16 protein-coding genes are annotated in these 15,136 nt (G+C 54.0%); 9 read left to right on the forward strand and 7 right to left on the reverse strand.

Translation table 11 applies throughout. From position 1 onward, the window contains the following. Window positions 1-4 precede the first annotated feature (4 nt). Window positions 5-571, forward strand: coding sequence for a hypothetical protein (locus tag F7C11_RS07235; RefSeq protein ID WP_297092412.1), 567 nt, complete (start codon window positions 5-7; stop codon window positions 569-571). A gap of 97 nt (window positions 572-668) precedes the next feature. Further along, window positions 669-2,849 (forward strand): heavy metal translocating P-type ATPase, encoded by a 2,181-nt coding sequence (locus tag F7C11_RS07240; protein ID WP_297092414.1) that lies wholly within the window; start codon window positions 669-671, stop codon window positions 2,847-2,849. 4 nt (window positions 2,850-2,853) lie between these two features. Here F7C11_RS07240 and F7C11_RS07245 read toward each other — a convergent pair whose 3' ends face one another. Further along, window positions 2,854-4,242 carry an ATP-binding protein gene (locus F7C11_RS07245; RefSeq protein ID WP_297092416.1) on the reverse strand — a complete coding sequence of 463 codons (1,389 nt, stop codon included), beginning with the start codon at window positions 4,240-4,242 and terminating at the stop codon, window positions 2,854-2,856. Window positions 4,243-4,444: 202 nt separating this feature from the next. Between F7C11_RS07245 and F7C11_RS07250 the strand changes: the two genes are divergently transcribed. Both F7C11_RS07250 and F7C11_RS07255 read left to right on the forward strand, forming a co-directional pair. After that, a complete protein-coding gene (locus F7C11_RS07250) occupies window positions 4,445-4,744 on the forward strand; it encodes an SHOCT domain-containing protein (RefSeq protein WP_297092418.1) in 300 nt (99 codons plus the stop codon). Window positions 4,745-4,820: 76 nt separating this feature from the next. Beyond that, window positions 4,821-5,378 carry an SRPBCC family protein gene (locus tag F7C11_RS07255; protein ID WP_297092420.1) on the forward strand — a complete coding sequence of 186 codons (558 nt, stop codon included), beginning with the start codon at window positions 4,821-4,823 and terminating at the stop codon, window positions 5,376-5,378. On the opposite strand, the gene F7C11_RS07260 is transcribed toward F7C11_RS07255, so the two are convergent. From F7C11_RS07260 to F7C11_RS07275, 4 genes are all read right to left on the reverse strand, one after another. Next, window positions 5,375-6,106 carry a class I SAM-dependent methyltransferase gene (locus tag F7C11_RS07260; protein ID WP_297092422.1) on the reverse strand — a complete coding sequence of 244 codons (732 nt, stop codon included), beginning with the start codon at window positions 6,104-6,106 and terminating at the stop codon, window positions 5,375-5,377. The two genes, F7C11_RS07255 and F7C11_RS07260, sit on opposite strands and share 4 nt — an antisense overlap. Further along, the gene (locus F7C11_RS07265; protein ID WP_297092424.1) at window positions 6,103-7,260 is read right to left on the reverse strand and encodes a cystathionine gamma-synthase; all 1,158 of its coding nucleotides are present in this window, start codon (window positions 7,258-7,260) and stop codon (window positions 6,103-6,105) included. Before F7C11_RS07265 ends, F7C11_RS07260 begins: the two co-directional genes overlap by 4 nt. Then, window positions 7,257-8,438 carry a PLP-dependent cysteine synthase family protein gene (locus tag F7C11_RS07270; RefSeq protein WP_297092426.1) on the reverse strand — a complete coding sequence of 394 codons (1,182 nt, stop codon included), beginning with the start codon at window positions 8,436-8,438 and terminating at the stop codon, window positions 7,257-7,259. Before F7C11_RS07270 ends, F7C11_RS07265 begins: the two co-directional genes overlap by 4 nt. Before the next feature lie 238 nt (window positions 8,439-8,676). Continuing rightward, window positions 8,677-9,312, reverse strand: coding sequence for a class I SAM-dependent methyltransferase (locus F7C11_RS07275; protein WP_297092428.1), 636 nt, complete (start codon window positions 9,310-9,312; stop codon window positions 8,677-8,679). Between the two features lie 148 nt (window positions 9,313-9,460). Here F7C11_RS07275 and F7C11_RS07280 point away from each other — a divergent pair, with 148 nt between their 5' ends. Genes F7C11_RS07280 through F7C11_RS07290 form a run of 3 tightly spaced genes read left to right on the forward strand, consistent with a single transcriptional unit; the run spans window position 9,461 to window position 10,967 of the window. After that, on the forward strand, window positions 9,461-9,817 hold the full coding sequence (locus F7C11_RS07280) for a hypothetical protein (protein WP_297092430.1): 357 nt from the start codon (window positions 9,461-9,463) through the stop codon (window positions 9,815-9,817). Between the two features lie 45 nt (window positions 9,818-9,862). Further along, on the forward strand, window positions 9,863-10,222 hold the full coding sequence (locus F7C11_RS07285) for a hypothetical protein (RefSeq protein ID WP_297092431.1): 360 nt from the start codon (window positions 9,863-9,865) through the stop codon (window positions 10,220-10,222). 10 nt (window positions 10,223-10,232) lie between these two features. Beyond that, entirely contained in the window at window positions 10,233-10,967 is a 735-nt protein-coding gene (locus F7C11_RS07290; protein ID WP_297092433.1) for a cytochrome C biogenesis protein, read from the forward strand. Here F7C11_RS07290 and F7C11_RS07295 read toward each other — a convergent pair. Then, complete coding sequence (locus F7C11_RS07295; protein ID WP_297092498.1) at window positions 10,908-11,531, reverse strand: TRASH domain-containing protein; 624 nt, start codon at window positions 11,529-11,531, stop codon at window positions 10,908-10,910. The genes F7C11_RS07290 and F7C11_RS07295 overlap by 60 nt on opposite strands. A gap of 116 nt (window positions 11,532-11,647) precedes the next feature. Between F7C11_RS07295 and F7C11_RS07300 the strand changes: the two genes are divergently transcribed. Beyond that, complete coding sequence (locus tag F7C11_RS07300; protein ID WP_297092435.1) at window positions 11,648-14,053, forward strand: heavy metal translocating P-type ATPase; 2,406 nt, start codon at window positions 11,648-11,650, stop codon at window positions 14,051-14,053. A gap of 31 nt (window positions 14,054-14,084) precedes the next feature. Then, window positions 14,085-14,390: a thioredoxin family protein gene (locus F7C11_RS07305; protein ID WP_297092436.1), complete on the forward strand. Its 306-nt coding sequence runs from the start codon at window positions 14,085-14,087 to the stop codon at window positions 14,388-14,390. On the opposite strand, the gene F7C11_RS07310 is transcribed toward F7C11_RS07305, so the two are convergent. Further along, window positions 14,391-14,981, reverse strand: coding sequence for a SagB/ThcOx family dehydrogenase (locus F7C11_RS07310; protein ID WP_297092499.1), 591 nt, complete (start codon window positions 14,979-14,981; stop codon window positions 14,391-14,393). Window positions 14,982-15,136: the final 155 nt, after the last annotated feature.

Below are 15,136 nucleotides of genomic sequence, written 5' to 3' on the forward strand. Positions count from 1 at the left end.
GGTTATGGTCAAGCTCTGGAAGTCGAAAGAGGAGAAGGAAATAGAGAGAAAGATACGTATGAGGAAGGCCAAGATGGCGCTGAAGCAGTACATCAGCAACCTTGAAAACTTGAAGCGTAAGATTTTCCTCCAGGGGAAGGAGGCGGCAAAGCTTGGAGACGAGGCCCTCCTCAAGAGGAGCGCCGTGAAGTACCTGACTCTGGAGCAGAGGATAAAGCAGGCGAAGAGACTGCTCCTCCTCATGGAAGAGGCGGAGATACAGAGGGAGCTGGTGAAGGTCTCCGCGAACTTCATTCAGTTCAGCAGGGACGTTGTTAAGAGCATTGCCGAGGGGCCCGGGGCAGAGGACGTCGCGAAGATGCAGGTGGACTTTGAGAAGGCTATGGGCAAGGTTGAGAGCCTTGAGGAAGCCCTCAACACAATGATTGACCTCACGAGCGAGAGCATACTCACGGGGGAGTTTGACACGGAGACCCTTGAGCTGGCGGAGGGTCTGATGGTCTCCTCTGCCGAGAAAGAGTTTGAACCTGGAAAGAGGCTCCGCGAGATCGAGGACATGATGAGGGAATGAACCCAAACATCCTTTTCTTTTGGTTATGGTTTGATCTTCGCCCTCTTTCAATTTTGAATAAAAAATGGTTAAATACTATGCCGAGGAGATTCTACTCATGGTGTTGGACATGAAAGGGAAGGAAGATGTGCACGGGGAGCACGTGCACGAGGAGATGGAGAGAGCCCCCGGAATGGAGGATATGGAGCACGGAGAGCACCTCCATGGAGGTACGCATGGGGAACACGAAACCGCTGGCCATGCAGGCCACGAACATGGGGGTCACGAGGGGCATGAAATGGAGGCCCACAAGGGTCACGACCATGAGGGCCACGAAGGGCACGAACACTCCCACGCGGAGCACCACAGGATGATGATGGAGGACTTCAAGAAGCGATTCATCGTTTCCGTGATACTGACGATTCCAATCCTGATTCTGTCCCCGCTGATACAGAACTTCTTTGGATTCGAGCTGACGTTTCCCGGCGACCACTACGTTCTCTTCGGTCTCTCGGCGGTGGTCTACTTCTACGGCGGCTGGCCGTTCCTGAAGGGCATGAGGGACGAGCTGAAGAAAAAGCTGCCGGGAATGATGACCCTGATAGCGCTGGCAATCACGGTTGCCTTCTTCTACAGCGCCGCGGTAACTTTTGGCCTTCCGGGCAAGACCTTCTACTGGGAGCTGGCGACGCTTATCGACATCATGCTCATCGGCCACTACATCGAGATGCGCTCTGTTTTGGGCGCTTCAAGGGCACTTGAAGAGCTCATAAAGCTCATGCCGACGGAGGCCCACCTCGTAACGCCCGAGGGGATCAGGGACGTCCCGGTAAGCGAGCTGAAGAAAGGAGATATAGTCCTCGTCAAGCCGGGCGAGAAGATACCATCCGACGGTGTCATCGTCGAGGGCGAAACGAGCGTAAACGAGGCCATGCTCACAGGGGAGTCAAAGCCCGTCTACAAGAAGCCCGGGGATACCGTTATCGGCGGTTCCATAAACCTTGAGGGCGCAATAAAGGTCAGGATAGAGAAGACAGGAAAGGACACCTACCTCATGCAGGTCGTCGAGCTCGTCAGGCAGGCGCAGGAGACACGCTCGAAGACGCAGGATCTGGCAAACAGAGCAGCTTTCTACCTCACTCTCATCGCCATAACCGCCGGAACGATAACCCTCGGCACCTGGCTCTACCTCGGCAAGCCCTTCGTCTTTGCCCTGGAGAGAATGGTGACGGTGATGGTCATAACGTGCCCGCACGCCCTCGGCCTGGCCGTGCCTCTGGTGGTCTCGGTCTCAACCTCGATCTCGGCCAAGAAGGGAATCCTCATCAGGAACAGAGAGGCCTTCGAGAGGGCCAAGGACGTGCAGGTGGTTGTGTTCGACAAGACCGGAACGCTCACCGAGGGGAAGTTCGAGGTAACGGACATAATCCAGCTGGACGAGCTCGGCGAGGAGGAAATCCTGAAATACGCCGCGGCCCTTGAGTCCCACTCAAGCCACCCGATAGCCCAGGGAATAGTTGAGAAGGCCAAGGAACTCGGCCTTGAGCCCTACGGCGTCAGTGAGTCAAAGGTCCTGCCCGGCAAGGGCGTCCAGGGCGTCATCAACGGCAAAGAGGTTCTCGTTGTAAGCCCCGGCTTTCTCAAGGAGAACGGGCTCTGGAAGGAGGACGAGCGCGTCAAGAGGGTTCTGGAGCAGGGCAAGACTGTGGTCTTCCTGGTAATCGACGGGAAGCTCGTCGGTGCGCTCGCTCTGGCGGACAGGATAAGGCCCGAATCAAGGGAGGCAGTTGAAAAGCTCCACGAGATGGGCATAAAGGCCTACATGCTCACCGGAGACAACGCCAAGGTCGCGAAGTGGGTTGCTGAAGAACTCGGTTTGGATGGCTTCTTCGCCGAAGTCCTGCCCCACCAGAAGTCGGAGAAGGTCAAGGAGCTCCAGGATGAGGGCTACACAGTGGCCATGGTCGGCGACGGCATAAACGACGCACCGGCGCTGATTCAGGCGGACGTGGGAATAGCCATTGGAGCGGGAACAGACGTTGCGATAGAGAGCGCGGACATAATCCTCGTCAAGAACGACCCGAGGGATGTTATAACGGCCATACACCTGGCAAGGGCCACATATAAGAAGATGATACAGAATTTGGCATGGGCTACTGGATACAACACCTTCGCGATACCCCTGGCGGCGGGAGTGCTCTACAGCTATGGAATACTCCTCAGCCCCGCCCTCGGTGCCCTGCTGATGAGCATGAGCACGGTGATAGTGGCCATCAACGCGAGGTTCCTGAAGGTCTGAGGGGCTACACCCCCCGACTTTTTGACTCTTTTTGCAATTCCGGGAAGTCTCCTATATCAAAGACCAGGTATCCCTTCTCTCTCAGCTCCTTCTTGCTCTCGACGTGCCTTGCGATAAGCCCGTGGTACCTTCCCTCCCCTTTGATGTTAACCATCTCACTCTTCTTCTCCAGATTCCTGAGAACCCTAAGAGCCTCTCCTCGGGAGAGCTCTTTCCATTTCACCTCAAAGAAGCCCGCATCGCCGGTGAGACTGTTCACCGCCACGAGGTCTATCTCCTCCCTCCTGTCCCACCACCTCCCTATCTTCGTGAACCTGAACGGCAGTTTCCCCCGTGAGTTAAGCGTTATCAGAAACTCCCTGGCAACCCTCTCAAAGACCCCACCGAGGTATCCGTTGAAGTCTTCCCTGAAGTCCTCGAAGCTTATTGCCCCTATCTCGATATCATCCCTGTAGGGATACACGAAGCGGAGCCAGAAGCGGTAGTAGAAGTCCTTAACCCTGTAAATGCCAAACCTCCTCCTCTGCCTCATTGTCACCGGAAACTCCTTGTAAACGAGGTCGAGTGTTTCGAGGGTCTTCAGGTACTTCGGCAGGTTGGTTACCGCGACTTTCGTCTCGTTGGCTATCTCGGTGAGCTTCGTCTTCCCCTCGTTTATCGCCCTGAGTATGTTGAGGTATGTCACCGGCTCCCTCAGCTCGTCTTTCAGGAGTCTTTCGGCGTCTTCGTAGAGGATGCTCACCCTGCTGTAAAAGTTGCGCTCTATGTTATCCTCGACGCTCATGGAGTCGTCGAAGTGCTGGAGGTACGCCGGAATCCCGTCTATGACCCCATAGACCTTCACGAGTTCCTCCCACGAGTAGCGGGGAAATGCTTCCCGGAGATGGAAGAACCCGAGGGTAGAAAGTCTTATCTGCGCCGTCCTCCTTCCGTACAGAGGGTTTTTGTAGCTCATCAGGCTCTCCATCGTGGATATCGAGGACCCCATAAGGATCAGCATGATTTTCGAGTCCGTGAGTATTTCGTCCCAGATGTACTGAAAGGTGGAGGGGATTGACTTACTCTCCTCGACCCAGTACGGGAACTCGTCTATAACGAAGATCAGCTTCCCGAACGTTCTAACCTCCTCAAAGAATTCCTCCAGGTTCCGAGCCTCGATGAAGACGTTGAACTTCCTGTTGAAGCTCCTGAGCAGGCGGTCGAGCTCAAGCTCCATCGGCTCCTTCCTTGCTAGGAAATAAAAGCTCCGCTTCCCCCTTATGAACTGCTTTACAAGCTCCGTTTTCCCTATTCTCCTGCGCCCGTAGATGAGCACCAAATGCGCCCTGTCCTGAGTGTAGAGCTCCTCAAGGGCCTTGAGTTCGGGTTCGCGGTCGATGAATTTTAGTATCATGATATTAAATATCACGCTATTAAATTTAAGCGTTTCGGTATCCGGAGCGGTTTTAACGTTGCGCTTTCACGGAGACTGCATTAATGGGTCCAAAACCCCTCTGTTACTTTATTATTTGTTAAAATTTCCCCCTGTCTCTTTCCTATCTGCCAACAATAAGCCCTATAGCCCTTACCACTGAGTAGTATTCGAGGGGATCAAAATGATGTTTGAAAGCGTTGGAAATGAATTCCTAACCCATGTTGGAGAAGGAGAATGGGGGTGGCACGACATGATGGGATTCGGATGGTTTGGCTGGTTCGGGGCAATATTCATGCTCCTGTTCTGGGTGCTGATAATCGTTGGGATAGTCTGGTTCGTTAAATGGCTCGTCGAGAGGGACTCAGGCGGGACTGGATCATCAAAGAGAAGGGCCCTCGAAATCCTCGACGAACAGTACGCACGGGGCGAAATAGACGACGAGGAGTACGAGAGGAGAAGGAGAAGGCTCCTGGAGGGTTGATGCTCTTTTCGCCTATTTTCATGTTTTTGTTTCTAACTGGCCTCTGATAACTGCTGGATGAACGGGGGCTGTGGCGATGGGCCTGGAGGAATACTGCCCAAAGGAGATTCATTCTATTGTCGAAAGGATCAAAAGTGGCCCGGCTGAGTTCCTGAGGTGTAGACCACGTAAGGGCTTTTCCCACTGTATTATGGTGGCTGTTCTTATCGATGCGGAAATCGGGGAAGTCTTCCCTTTGGTGTCGGACATCAGTAATCTAGCACTGTTCTGGCAGGAATACGAGTTCAGAACCGAGGGCGATGGGAGACTGAAAAAAGGGCTGGTGTACCATACCCGGAAAAAGGGGGCCAAAAGGTGGGTAAAATACCGGATTACGGGGTTTAAGGAGAACTTCTTCTATTCCGGGGAGATGGTGGGGGGAGAGGCATTTTTAAAGGACCTGAGGTATGAGCACTGCTTTATCCCTGCAGACGGCGTGACACTGAGCGTCGAAAGGATCAATTACACCCTTCGTGGAGGTTTTCTGGGACGGGTTCTGAACCTCCTGATAGTGGAGCGCATCATTAAAAAGGAGCTCTTAAGGGCACACTCAAGGCTAAAAGAAGTGGCGGAAAAAAGAAAGCTCCGCAGTTAAGCAAACACCGCCTTGTAGAGCCCTATCAGTATGCCGTCGACCTCGCAGTGCAGTCCGAGGGGCCTCACTTCAGCCTTTCTAAAGACCCGCAGGCCCATTCCCCTCATCTCCTCTATTGAGAACCCAAGGTGCGTGTCCTTCAGGGTGTCCTTGAACTCGTCGTGCCCGTGTTTGAGGACGTCTATGATAACGGCCTTGCCCCCATCTTCGAGGACGTCTCTGATGCTCCTCAGGACTTCCTCCGGGTTGAGGAAGTGGTGGAATGCGAGGGTTGAGACGACCACGTCGAACTTCTCGGGCACGTCGAGCCCGTAGTGGTCGTTGGCTATTCTTATGGAGTCCCTTATCCTCTCCGCGACGCCCCACACGGGAGTTATGTCCTTCCCTTTGAGCCTCTTTAGCATGCTCGGCGTTATGTCAAATCCGTAGACCTCCACTTTGATTCCCTTCTCCTCAAGCTTCCTCTTCACGCGCTCCGTGAAGAACCCCGAGCCGGCCGCAACGTCGAGTATGCGCACCCCCTTCCTTCCCAGCTTCAGAACTTCCCGTGCTATCTCCTCCACGAGCCGCTCTATGCACTCGTCCCTCAGGTAGTCCCGAACTATGTCGTCCCTTTCCGGGGCCTCGGTCTCGAAGTACTCTATCTGCTCCACCAATTCGTTTACGGCCTTCTCATCAAAGCCCAGCCTCTCAAGGAACGCCCTGATCTCCTCGATGCCCGGTATCATGCTCTCACCGCCTCAAAGCCCCTCTCAAGGTCCTCAATAAGGTCTTCGACGTCCTCTATTCCCACCGAGACCCTGATGAGGGAGTCCCTTATGCCGACCCTCTCCCTCTCCTCCTTTGGAACCGATGCGTGGGTCATGAGCGCAGGCAGCTCTATGAGCGACTCGACACCGCCGAGGCTCTCCGCGAGGGCAAATATTTTCAGGCTCTCCACGAACCTCACCGCCTCCTCAAGCCCGCCTTTGAGCTCGAAGGACAGCATTCCGCCGAAGCCCCGCATCTGCCTCTTCGCGAGCTCATGCTGGGGGTGGGATGGTAAGCCGGGGTAGTAAACGCGCTCAATCAGCGGGTGCTCCTCCAGATACCTCGCAATCTTCATGGCGTTCTTTTCGTGCCTCTCCATCCTGACGGCGAGGGTTTTGATGCCCCTCATGACCAGCCAGGAATCGAAGGGCGAAAGGATTGCCCCAACCGCGTTCTGGTGGAACTTCAGCCTCTCATAGATTTCATCGTCGTTCACCATCACCGCTCCCCCGACAACGTCGGAGTGGCCACCGAGGTACTTGGTGACGCTGTGGAGGACTATGTCGGCCCCGAGGTCAAGGGGATTCTGGAAGTAAGGGCTCGCGAAGGTGTTGTCAACAACTACCATGATGTCCCTCTCATGGGCAATCTCGGCTATCGCCTTGATGTCCGCGAGCTTTAGGAGGGGGTTCGTGGGTGTTTCGAGCCAGACCATCCTTGTGTTCTCCCTTATCGCCCTCCTCACGTTCTCCGGATCCCTCGCATCAACGTAGGTGAATTCAATGCCGAAGCGCTCCATCACCTGGTTGAAGAGCCTCTTTGTCCCGCCGTAGAGGTCGTCAAACGCTATGACGTGGTCGCCCTTCCTGAGAAGAGCGAGGAGTATCGTTGACTCCGCCGCTAATCCTGAAGAGAATGCGAGCCCGTACTTTGCGTTCTCAAGCGCCGCCAGCTTTCTCTCAAGGCTCTCCCTCGTGGGGTTGCCGCTCCTTGAGTAGACGTAGCCCTCCTCGACCTCCCTTATGCTCCTCTTCGCGAAGGTTGTTGAGAGGTGGATTGGAGATACGACGTCGCCATGCTGCATGCCCTCCGGCTCTTCGCCGACGTGGATTGCTCTGGTCGAGAACCTCATCTCAGCACCCCCATAACCTTCTCGTCGTCGACCTCGAAGCCGTTCGCGATGAGCCACTCGTCGTTGAAGACCTTCGTGAGGTAGTTCCTTCCGGTGTCGGGGAATATCACGACGACCTTCTTACCCTCGATACCCTTCTCCTTGAGGTACTTTACAGTCCCGTAAAGGGCTGCACCGGATGAGCCTCCAGCTAAGATGCCCTCCTTCCTCGCGAGGAAGCGGGTCATTGCGAAGGCTTCCTGGTCATTGACGACAACCATATCGTCAACGAGGCTCAGGTCAACGGTCTCCGGAAGGAGGTCTTCTCCTATCCCCTCAACGAGGTAGGGGTGGGCTTTCTTGAGGGCCTCCTCAAGGCTCATCCCCTTCTTGACGAGGCTGTATATCGAGCCTACCGGGTCAACGCCTATTATTTTCACGTCTTTCTTCCTCTCCTTGAGGTAGCGCCCAATTCCGGTTATCGTCCCGCCGGTGCCTATTCCGGCGAAGAGGTAGTCTACCTCACCCTTCGTCTGCTCCCATATCTCCCTCGCTGTCGTCTCGTAGTGTGCCTGGGGATTGTATTTGTTGAAGTACTGGTTAGGGATGTATGCGTAGGGGGTCTCCTCCACTTCCTCCTCAAGGATCGCTCTGAGCTCGTCGAGCTTCTCCTCATCAACGAGCCGCTGGACGTATTCGACTATCTCCCTGAGCTCCTCCCTCGTTATCGCCCTCCCCTTCTTCCATATGAGGTTCCTCACCGCCTCGGCCACCTTGTAGTAGGAGTTCGGGTCGTCTGGCGCGACGGCCGTCGGCGTCCTGATGACGAATGCCCCCATCGCCCTTAGGAGGAGCTCCTTCTCGGTGCTCATCTTGTCCGGCATAGTGAAGACAGTCATGTATCCCTCATCCGCCGCGACCAGCGCAAGACCCACGCCAGTGTTGCCGGAGGTGGGCTCGACTATAACGCCGCCTTCGACGATCTTGCCCTCCCTCTTCGCCCCTTCTATCATGTACTTCCCTATCCTGTCCTTTATGCTCCCCCCAGGGTTGAAGAACTCCACCTTGGCGTAGAGCTCGTTTTTGAGGTCGAAGTACCTCTCGATCTTCCTCAGCCTCACGAGGGGTGTGTTGCCTATGGTCTGGACGATGTCGTCATAAGTACTCAATTTTGTGTAATTTTCTATTATCATGCCCATCACCTGCTCATTGATGAATAAAGATGCATATATATACTTTTCGGCACAAGAGCTGTCCTTTTGACGAAAGGGAAAATAATTCGTCTCTATTTAACGAAAGGTTTGAAATAAGCGGTTTTGGACAAAAATGGGAAGTGCATTCATCTCCGACATCTGTCCCTATTCACCAAAAAGCAGCAGCTTTTCGGCCTGCTGGCTGTCCTTGCGGTATACCTTTCCGCCCTCCATGTAGGGTATCTCACCGTGAATTGCACTCACCCAACGGTTTTGTGGCCATGATAATCCTCACGATATCAAAGAAGAGATTCTCAACACGCCCTATCCTGAACCCGGCTAGCTTGATGTTTCTCTGCGTCTCCCGTATCGTGGATGTCCCTGTGAGTATCCTCATTATCGGGTCCATGAGATAGAGAAGGATGTTCAAAAGCTTCGACTCGCTCTTCATATGCTCAAGGAATATGGCCTTTCCCCCGGGCTTTAGAACCCTGTAAACCTCTCTCAAGCCCTTAACAGGATCGGGCACGGTGCAGAAGACGAAGGTGCTCACAGCGGTGTCGAATATGCTGTCTTCAAACTCAAGGTTCTGGACGTCCATATGGAGGAGCCGGACGTTCTTCAGGCCGAGGTCTCTTCCCCTTCTCTCGGCTTTCTCCAGCATGCCCCTGCTGAAGTCTATCCCAATGACCTCGACGTTTCGGGGATAACACTGGAAGTTCTTTCCCGTTCCGACGCCTACCTCAAGCACTTTCCCTTCCGCCAGAGAAAGAGCTTTAGCCCGGTACTTTGAAAACGCCCGTCTTTCCATTGGACTCTCGAAGAGATCATAAACCTTTGAAAACCTATCATACTTGCTGGCTGTTTTTGAGGTGTTCATCAATTTAACCTTGTGAAAACATTTGATTGGCCTTATCCTTTCACCTCTGAAAGATTTAGGGAAATCCTTTCACATTATGTCAATGGTAAGCCTATTATTCCTTCGGCCTCAATGTACAGATGGAAGCAAAATAAAGAGGTGATGCAGAATGGAGTGGAAGTCCCTGTTTATCGGGCTCCTCATCGGAGCGCTCATAGCCGTTCCCCTAGGAATGGCTCACAGTGGTGGGTTTGACGCTGCAGAGAGGACCGGCACGCGCTGGGGCTTTGGACCCATGGGTGGCTACATGCACGGCGGAATGATGGGCTACGGCATGCACGGCATGATGGACGACGAGATGTACGCGCAGATGCAGAACTACATGGCCAGCGGCAACTTCACCGAGATACACGAGGAGATGGAAAGCCAGATGGAGCCGTACATGGCCCAGTACATGGGCGGTGACTGGGCTGAGATGCACGAGACCTGCGAGAAGTACATGGGGATCGAGGCGAGCGGCGAGTGAGCCCTCTCCTGGTTTCATGTTTTTATGGCTCCTGTGGTGAAAGGTATGAGAGAGGTGGCAGCGGGGATTGTAGTGGTTCTGCTTGTGTTGATTCTAGCCCTTGGATACTTTTCAGTGGGCGGTGGGGATGCCCGGGACACTTTTCACGGAGTCCTCGTTGAAGGACGCCCCTTGAACTCAACCAATGCCCTTGTTTTGGCTGATACCAACTGCATTCCAGATCAAACAGGCACAAGACTCACCTGCACCGCGATAATAGACGCAAACGGTGAGGTTCTGAAGGTCAGATACACCCACCCCATAGAAGTCCCGTGCCTCGCGAGGGGAGATAAAGTTAATATATCAATGAACTCTCATTCATCCGTGAAGATTGTGCGTCTTGGGGTGCCATCGATGGAGCATTAGGTGGGCTACCATGTCGGTTTCAGACGCAATTCTCATGACCGCCGCGGATATACCGCTGGACTCCCTGGGCCAGGTGACCGAGTTCACGGGGGTGACGTTCTCGATAATAGCCCTCGGGATTCTCAACGCCCTTCGGCCTTCCATATTCCTCATGATAGTGTTCCTTCTCTCTATGATAGCCCTTACGGACGAGAGGAAGGTTCTCAGGGTTGGCCTGGCGTTCACCGCCGGCGCATTTCTGGGGTATTCGATAATAGCCGTTGCCCTCATGAACCTGCACACCAAGATACCCCTGCTCAGGTACTTTGTGGTCGCCTTTGGGATAACCGTGGGAGTTTACAAGATACTTTCAGCACTGGGCTATGTGAGGATACCCCTCTCCAGCCCGCTGAGAGAAAGGAGCAATCAGGTTCTTGAAAAGGCCACCTCCCCACCGGCGGCTTTTGTTGTTGGGGGAGTGATGGCGTTCCTCTCACTGTCCTGTGTGCTTCCCTCGTACCTACTGGTGAGCTCCCTGCTTTCCGGCCAGTATCCCCCAGGGATCACCATGGCACTTCTTGTGGTGTTCATTGGAATATCTGTGCTGCCCTTTGCCCTCGTTACATTAGGCTTCCACTACGGGAGCAGGTACGCGAGACTGGGGAGGGCCGTGGATAGGCTCTCTTCGGTAAGCGGAAGGGGAGATTTAGTTATGGGCGTGGTGCTCGTGCTCGTGAGCGTGCTCTACTTTGTCTTCTTCCTTTAGCTTGAACTTTTCTATGTTCTCCCTTGTCTTTTTGAACTCCCTAAGACACGTCGGACAGCAGAGGAAGTAAACCCTGTTGTGGTACTTGTAGACTATCGGCTCTCCCACTATCTCCTTGCCGCAGTAGTCGCACTTGAAGGGTATTTTGACCTTCGGGGGGGTTGTTCTTTCAATGCTCTCAAGGACGGGCATTATCTCGATGACCTCAAAGCCCGCCCCCTCTATGACCTTCCTCAGCTCCTCCATATCTTCAACAGCTATCTTTATGAGGTACTTCCTGCTCGTGAAGCGGTTTATCTCGATTATCTCCTCGAACTCACTCATTTTTTCCAGATTGTCCGTCTTGACTATGAGGGCAACGACGTTGTGAGCCCTGAGCAGCTCCGGGTTCAGCTTTACGGTATATCCCAGAATTACTCCTTCCTTTTCAAGCTTTTCAAGGCGCGATTTTACCGTTGGCCTGCTGACGCCAAGCCTTTCCGCGAGCTCTGAGATGCTCAGGCGCGAATTGTCCATCAGCAGGTAAATGAGCTTCAAATCCAGATCGTCTATCTTCACTCCCATCACCGGTACATTTTATCTCTTCCAAACTATAAAAATCCTCCTATCTACCTTTCCACTTTGGCAAAAAATAACTTCATGAATCTCACTAATGGAGCATATAATGGAGGTGAACTCCGGTGGAAGTGAATGTTAAGATTACCGGAATGAGCTGTGCATCGTGCGCCAAGACGATAGAACTGGCGCTTAAAGAGCTCGATGGCGTAAAGGAAGCCAGGGTTAACCTGGCGACCGAAAGCGCCTACATAAAATTCGATGAATCAAGGGTAAGCATATCCAGCATAATCCGGGCCATCGAAAGCGTCGGCTACGGCGTTGTCAGGGAAAAGAGGGACGCGACTATTAAAATCGGCGGCATGACCTGTGCCTCTTGCGTCAGGACGATAGAGATGGCCCTCAAGGAACTCCCGGGCGTTCTGGACGTCAGGGTTAACCTCGCGACTGAAACCGCCAACGTCACCTACGACCCGACCATGGTGGAGATGGACGACATAAAGAAGACCATTGAGGAGTTCGGCTACCAGTTCCTGGGCGTTGAGGGCGAGGAGAGCATAGACATAGAACGGGAGGCCAGGGAGAGGCATCTCAAGGAGATGAAGAGAAAGCTCGTGGTGGCGTGGTTCTTTGGGGGCATCATAACCGTCATGACGTACCGCTGGCTCTTTGGACTGGACTTCGAGATCCCCTACATGCTCTGGATACAGTTCCTGCTGGCTACCCCGGTCATAGTCTACTCAGGAAAGGACATCTTCCTCAAGGCCATTCGCTCGGTGAGGCACAGGACGCTCAACATGGACGTCATGTACTCCATGGGTGTCGGCTCGGCGTACATAGCGAGCGTGCTTGCGACCATAGGCGTCCTTCCGGCGGAATACAACTTCTACGAGGCAAGCGTACTGCTGCTGGCTTTTCTGCTCCTTGGCAGATACCTTGAGCATATGGCGAAAGGCAGGACGAGCGAGGCCATAAAGAAGCTCATGGGGCTCCAGGCGAAGAAGGCGACCGTGATAAGGGACGGCAAGGAGGTCGAAGTTCCCGTCAGCCAGGTCAAGGTCGGCGACATCGTGATAGTAAAGCCCGGCGAAAAGATACCCGTTGACGGCGTCGTTGTCGAGGGAGAGAGCTACGTTGACGAATCCATGATAACCGGCGAGCCAATACCCAACCTGAAGAAGGAGGGCGACGAGGTCATAGGCGGAACTATAAACAGGAACTCAGTGCTGAAGATTAAAGCAGAGAGGGTCGGCGGAGACACCGTCCTGGCGCAGATCATCAGGCTGGTTGAGGAAGCACAGAACACCAGACCTCCCATCCAGAGAATAGCGGACAAAATAGTGACGTACTTTATTCCAGTAGTGCTGACGGTTGCCCTGGCATCCTTCGTGTACTGGGCCTTTATAGCCAAAGAGCCGCTCATCTTCGCCTTCACGACACTCATCAGCGTTCTGGTAATAGCCTGCCCCTGTGCCTTTGGCCTGGCCACACCGACCGCTTTGACAGTCGGGATGGGCAAAGGGGCCGAGATGGGCATACTCATCAAGAACGGAGAGGTGCTTGAGATAGCAAGGAAGGCAACGGTTGTGCTCTTCGACAAGACCGGAACCCTCACTAAGGGCAAGCCGGAAGTCACGGACGTCATCACGTTCGACATGGACGAGAAGGAGCTGCTGAGACTCGTCGCCTCGGCCGAGAAGCGCTCCGAGCACCCGCTCGGTGAGGCAATAGTCAGGAAGGCGGAGGAGCTCGGCCTTGAGATTGAGGAGCCAGAGGAGTTCGAGGCAATAACCGGCAAGGGTGTTAGAGCGGTCGTCGGGGGAAGGGAAATCCTCGCGGGCAACAGGAAGCTCATGACTGAAAACGGCTACTCTGTAAAGGACGTGGAAAAGGCTCTTCACAAGCTTGAGGACGAGGCAAAGACCGCCATAACCGTCGCCATAGACGGCAGGATAGTGGGGATAATCGGCATAGCCGACACCATAAAGGAGAACGCGAAGGAGGCCATCGAGGAGCTCCACAGAATGGGCAAGAAGGTCGGCATGATCACCGGCGACAACAGAAGAACGGCCAATGCCATAGCGAGGCAGCTGAACATAGACTACATCCTGGCCGAGGTGCTCCCCCAGGACAAGGCCAATGAGGTGAAGAAGCTCCAGGAGAAGGGAGAAGTGGTAATCTTCGTGGGCGACGGAATAAACGACGCTCCAGCCCTGGCGCGGGCGGACATAGGAATAGCGGTAAGCTCCGGAACGGACATAGCGATGGAAAGCGGCGAGATAGTGCTCATGAGGAACGACATAAGGGACGTCGTAAAGGCAATAAAGCTCAGTCAGAAAACTCTATCTAAGATAAAGCAGAACTTCTTCTGGGCGATGATATACAACGTAATCCTCATCCCCATAGCGGCGGGGGCACTCTACCCGCTGTTCGGCATAGTCTTCAGGCCCGAGTGGGCAGCTGGAGCGATGGCGATAAGCAGCGTCAGCGTTGTTAGCAACTCGCTCCTGCTGAAGAGAGCCAGAATCTGACCCTTTATTTTTATTTCAGGGAGGTGTGAACGTGATAGTTGAATACGACGGAAATCTTGACCTTGAGTCCGGGAAAAAAGTCCTGTGGTTTTCCATTCCGGGCTGTCCTCCGTGCAGAATAGTTGAGAACTTCATGGAGGAGCTCAGCAGGGAGTTCCCCGAGATAAATGTTGTCCACATCAACGCCGAGAGGTGGAGCGACCTGGTGAACCGCTTTGACGTCCTCAACGTTCCGACACTGGTCTACCTCCAGGATGGGAAAGAGATTGGGAGGCAGAACCTCATAAGGAGAAAGGAGGAGGTTCTCATAAGGTTCGAGGAGCTTAAGCGGCTCTAACTACTCCCCCGGAACCCCTACGGGAAAGATGTAGAGCGGTTCACCGGGGACCCCCAGCACCCTTTTTACCTCTTCGTCTCTGAAGGCTCCAACTGCAACGGTGCCCAGATTCAGTGCGGTGGCTTGGAGGTAGATGTTCTGTCCCATGTGGCCCGCGTCAATGTGGACGTAGCGTATCCCCCTCTCGCCGTACCGCCCCGTTGTTCTCTCGTAGTGGGCGACGATGACGATGTTAACCGGGGCGGTGGCAACGCACCGCTGGCCCAGACAGGCCTCGGCTAGAGCCTTCCTGAAGTGCCCCTCCCTCACGGTTTCCAGCGAGTGGGCCTTTCCGTCGTAGAGGTAGACCCCCGGGGATAGGCCCTCCACGTTTTCGACCACTATGTAAACCTCGAAGGGATAGCATGCTCCCGCACTCGGTGAGGTTCTCTTTCCCCACCGGTTGATTCCATAAGCGGCCCAGAGCACCTGAGAGACCTCTTCAAGGGTCAGGGGATCGTCCTTGTACCTCCTTATGCTCCTCCTTCTGTCTATTGCCTCTTCCAGGCTCATGCTCCCCTCGCGTCTTGGGGCAGGCAGGGCGATTTTCATATTCACCACCACAACCGATGACACCTTTTTCATACATTAGGCTTTTGGTGGCCCTGCGAAACTAAAGAAACCCTCCGGGTCATTAAAATTGACAGATTTCAAACAAAAACCCATATAAATTTCAAGGTAGAAGTATCCTAAATACGGGACGGTGG

Source organism: Thermococcus sp. (assembly GCF_015521605.1).
In the GTDB taxonomy this organism is placed as follows: Archaea; Methanobacteriota_B; Thermococci; order Thermococcales; family Thermococcaceae; genus Thermococcus.

Coding starts and splice junctions, on each gene's coding strand:
- F7C11_RS07235 (WP_297092412.1), top strand. CDS start 5: ATGGTCAAGCTCTGGAAGTCGAAAGAGGAGAAGGAAATAGAGAGAAAG.
- F7C11_RS07240 (WP_297092414.1), top strand. CDS start 669: ATGGTGTTGGACATGAAAGGGAAGGAAGATGTGCACGGGGAGCACGTG.
- F7C11_RS07245 (WP_297092416.1), bottom strand. CDS start 4,242: ATGATACTAAAATTCATCGACCGCGAACCCGAACTCAAGGCCCTTGAG.
- F7C11_RS07250 (WP_297092418.1), top strand. CDS start 4,445: ATGATGTTTGAAAGCGTTGGAAATGAATTCCTAACCCATGTTGGAGAA.
- F7C11_RS07255 (WP_297092420.1), top strand. CDS start 4,821: ATGGGCCTGGAGGAATACTGCCCAAAGGAGATTCATTCTATTGTCGAA.
- F7C11_RS07260 (WP_297092422.1), bottom strand. CDS start 6,106: ATGATACCGGGCATCGAGGAGATCAGGGCGTTCCTTGAGAGGCTGGGC.
- F7C11_RS07265 (WP_297092424.1), bottom strand. CDS start 7,260: ATGAGGTTCTCGACCAGAGCAATCCACGTCGGCGAAGAGCCGGAGGGC.
- F7C11_RS07270 (WP_297092426.1), bottom strand. CDS start 8,438: ATGGGCATGATAATAGAAAATTACACAAAATTGAGTACTTATGACGAC.
- F7C11_RS07275 (WP_297092428.1), bottom strand. CDS start 9,312: ATGAACACCTCAAAAACAGCCAGCAAGTATGATAGGTTTTCAAAGGTT.
- F7C11_RS07280 (WP_297092430.1), top strand. CDS start 9,461: ATGGAGTGGAAGTCCCTGTTTATCGGGCTCCTCATCGGAGCGCTCATA.
- F7C11_RS07285 (WP_297092431.1), top strand. CDS start 9,863: ATGAGAGAGGTGGCAGCGGGGATTGTAGTGGTTCTGCTTGTGTTGATT.
- F7C11_RS07290 (WP_297092433.1), top strand. CDS start 10,233: ATGTCGGTTTCAGACGCAATTCTCATGACCGCCGCGGATATACCGCTG.
- F7C11_RS07295 (WP_297092498.1), bottom strand. CDS start 11,531: ATGGGAGTGAAGATAGACGATCTGGATTTGAAGCTCATTTACCTGCTG.
- F7C11_RS07310 (WP_297092499.1), bottom strand. CDS start 14,981: ATGAAAATCGCCCTGCCTGCCCCAAGACGCGAGGGGAGCATGAGCCTG.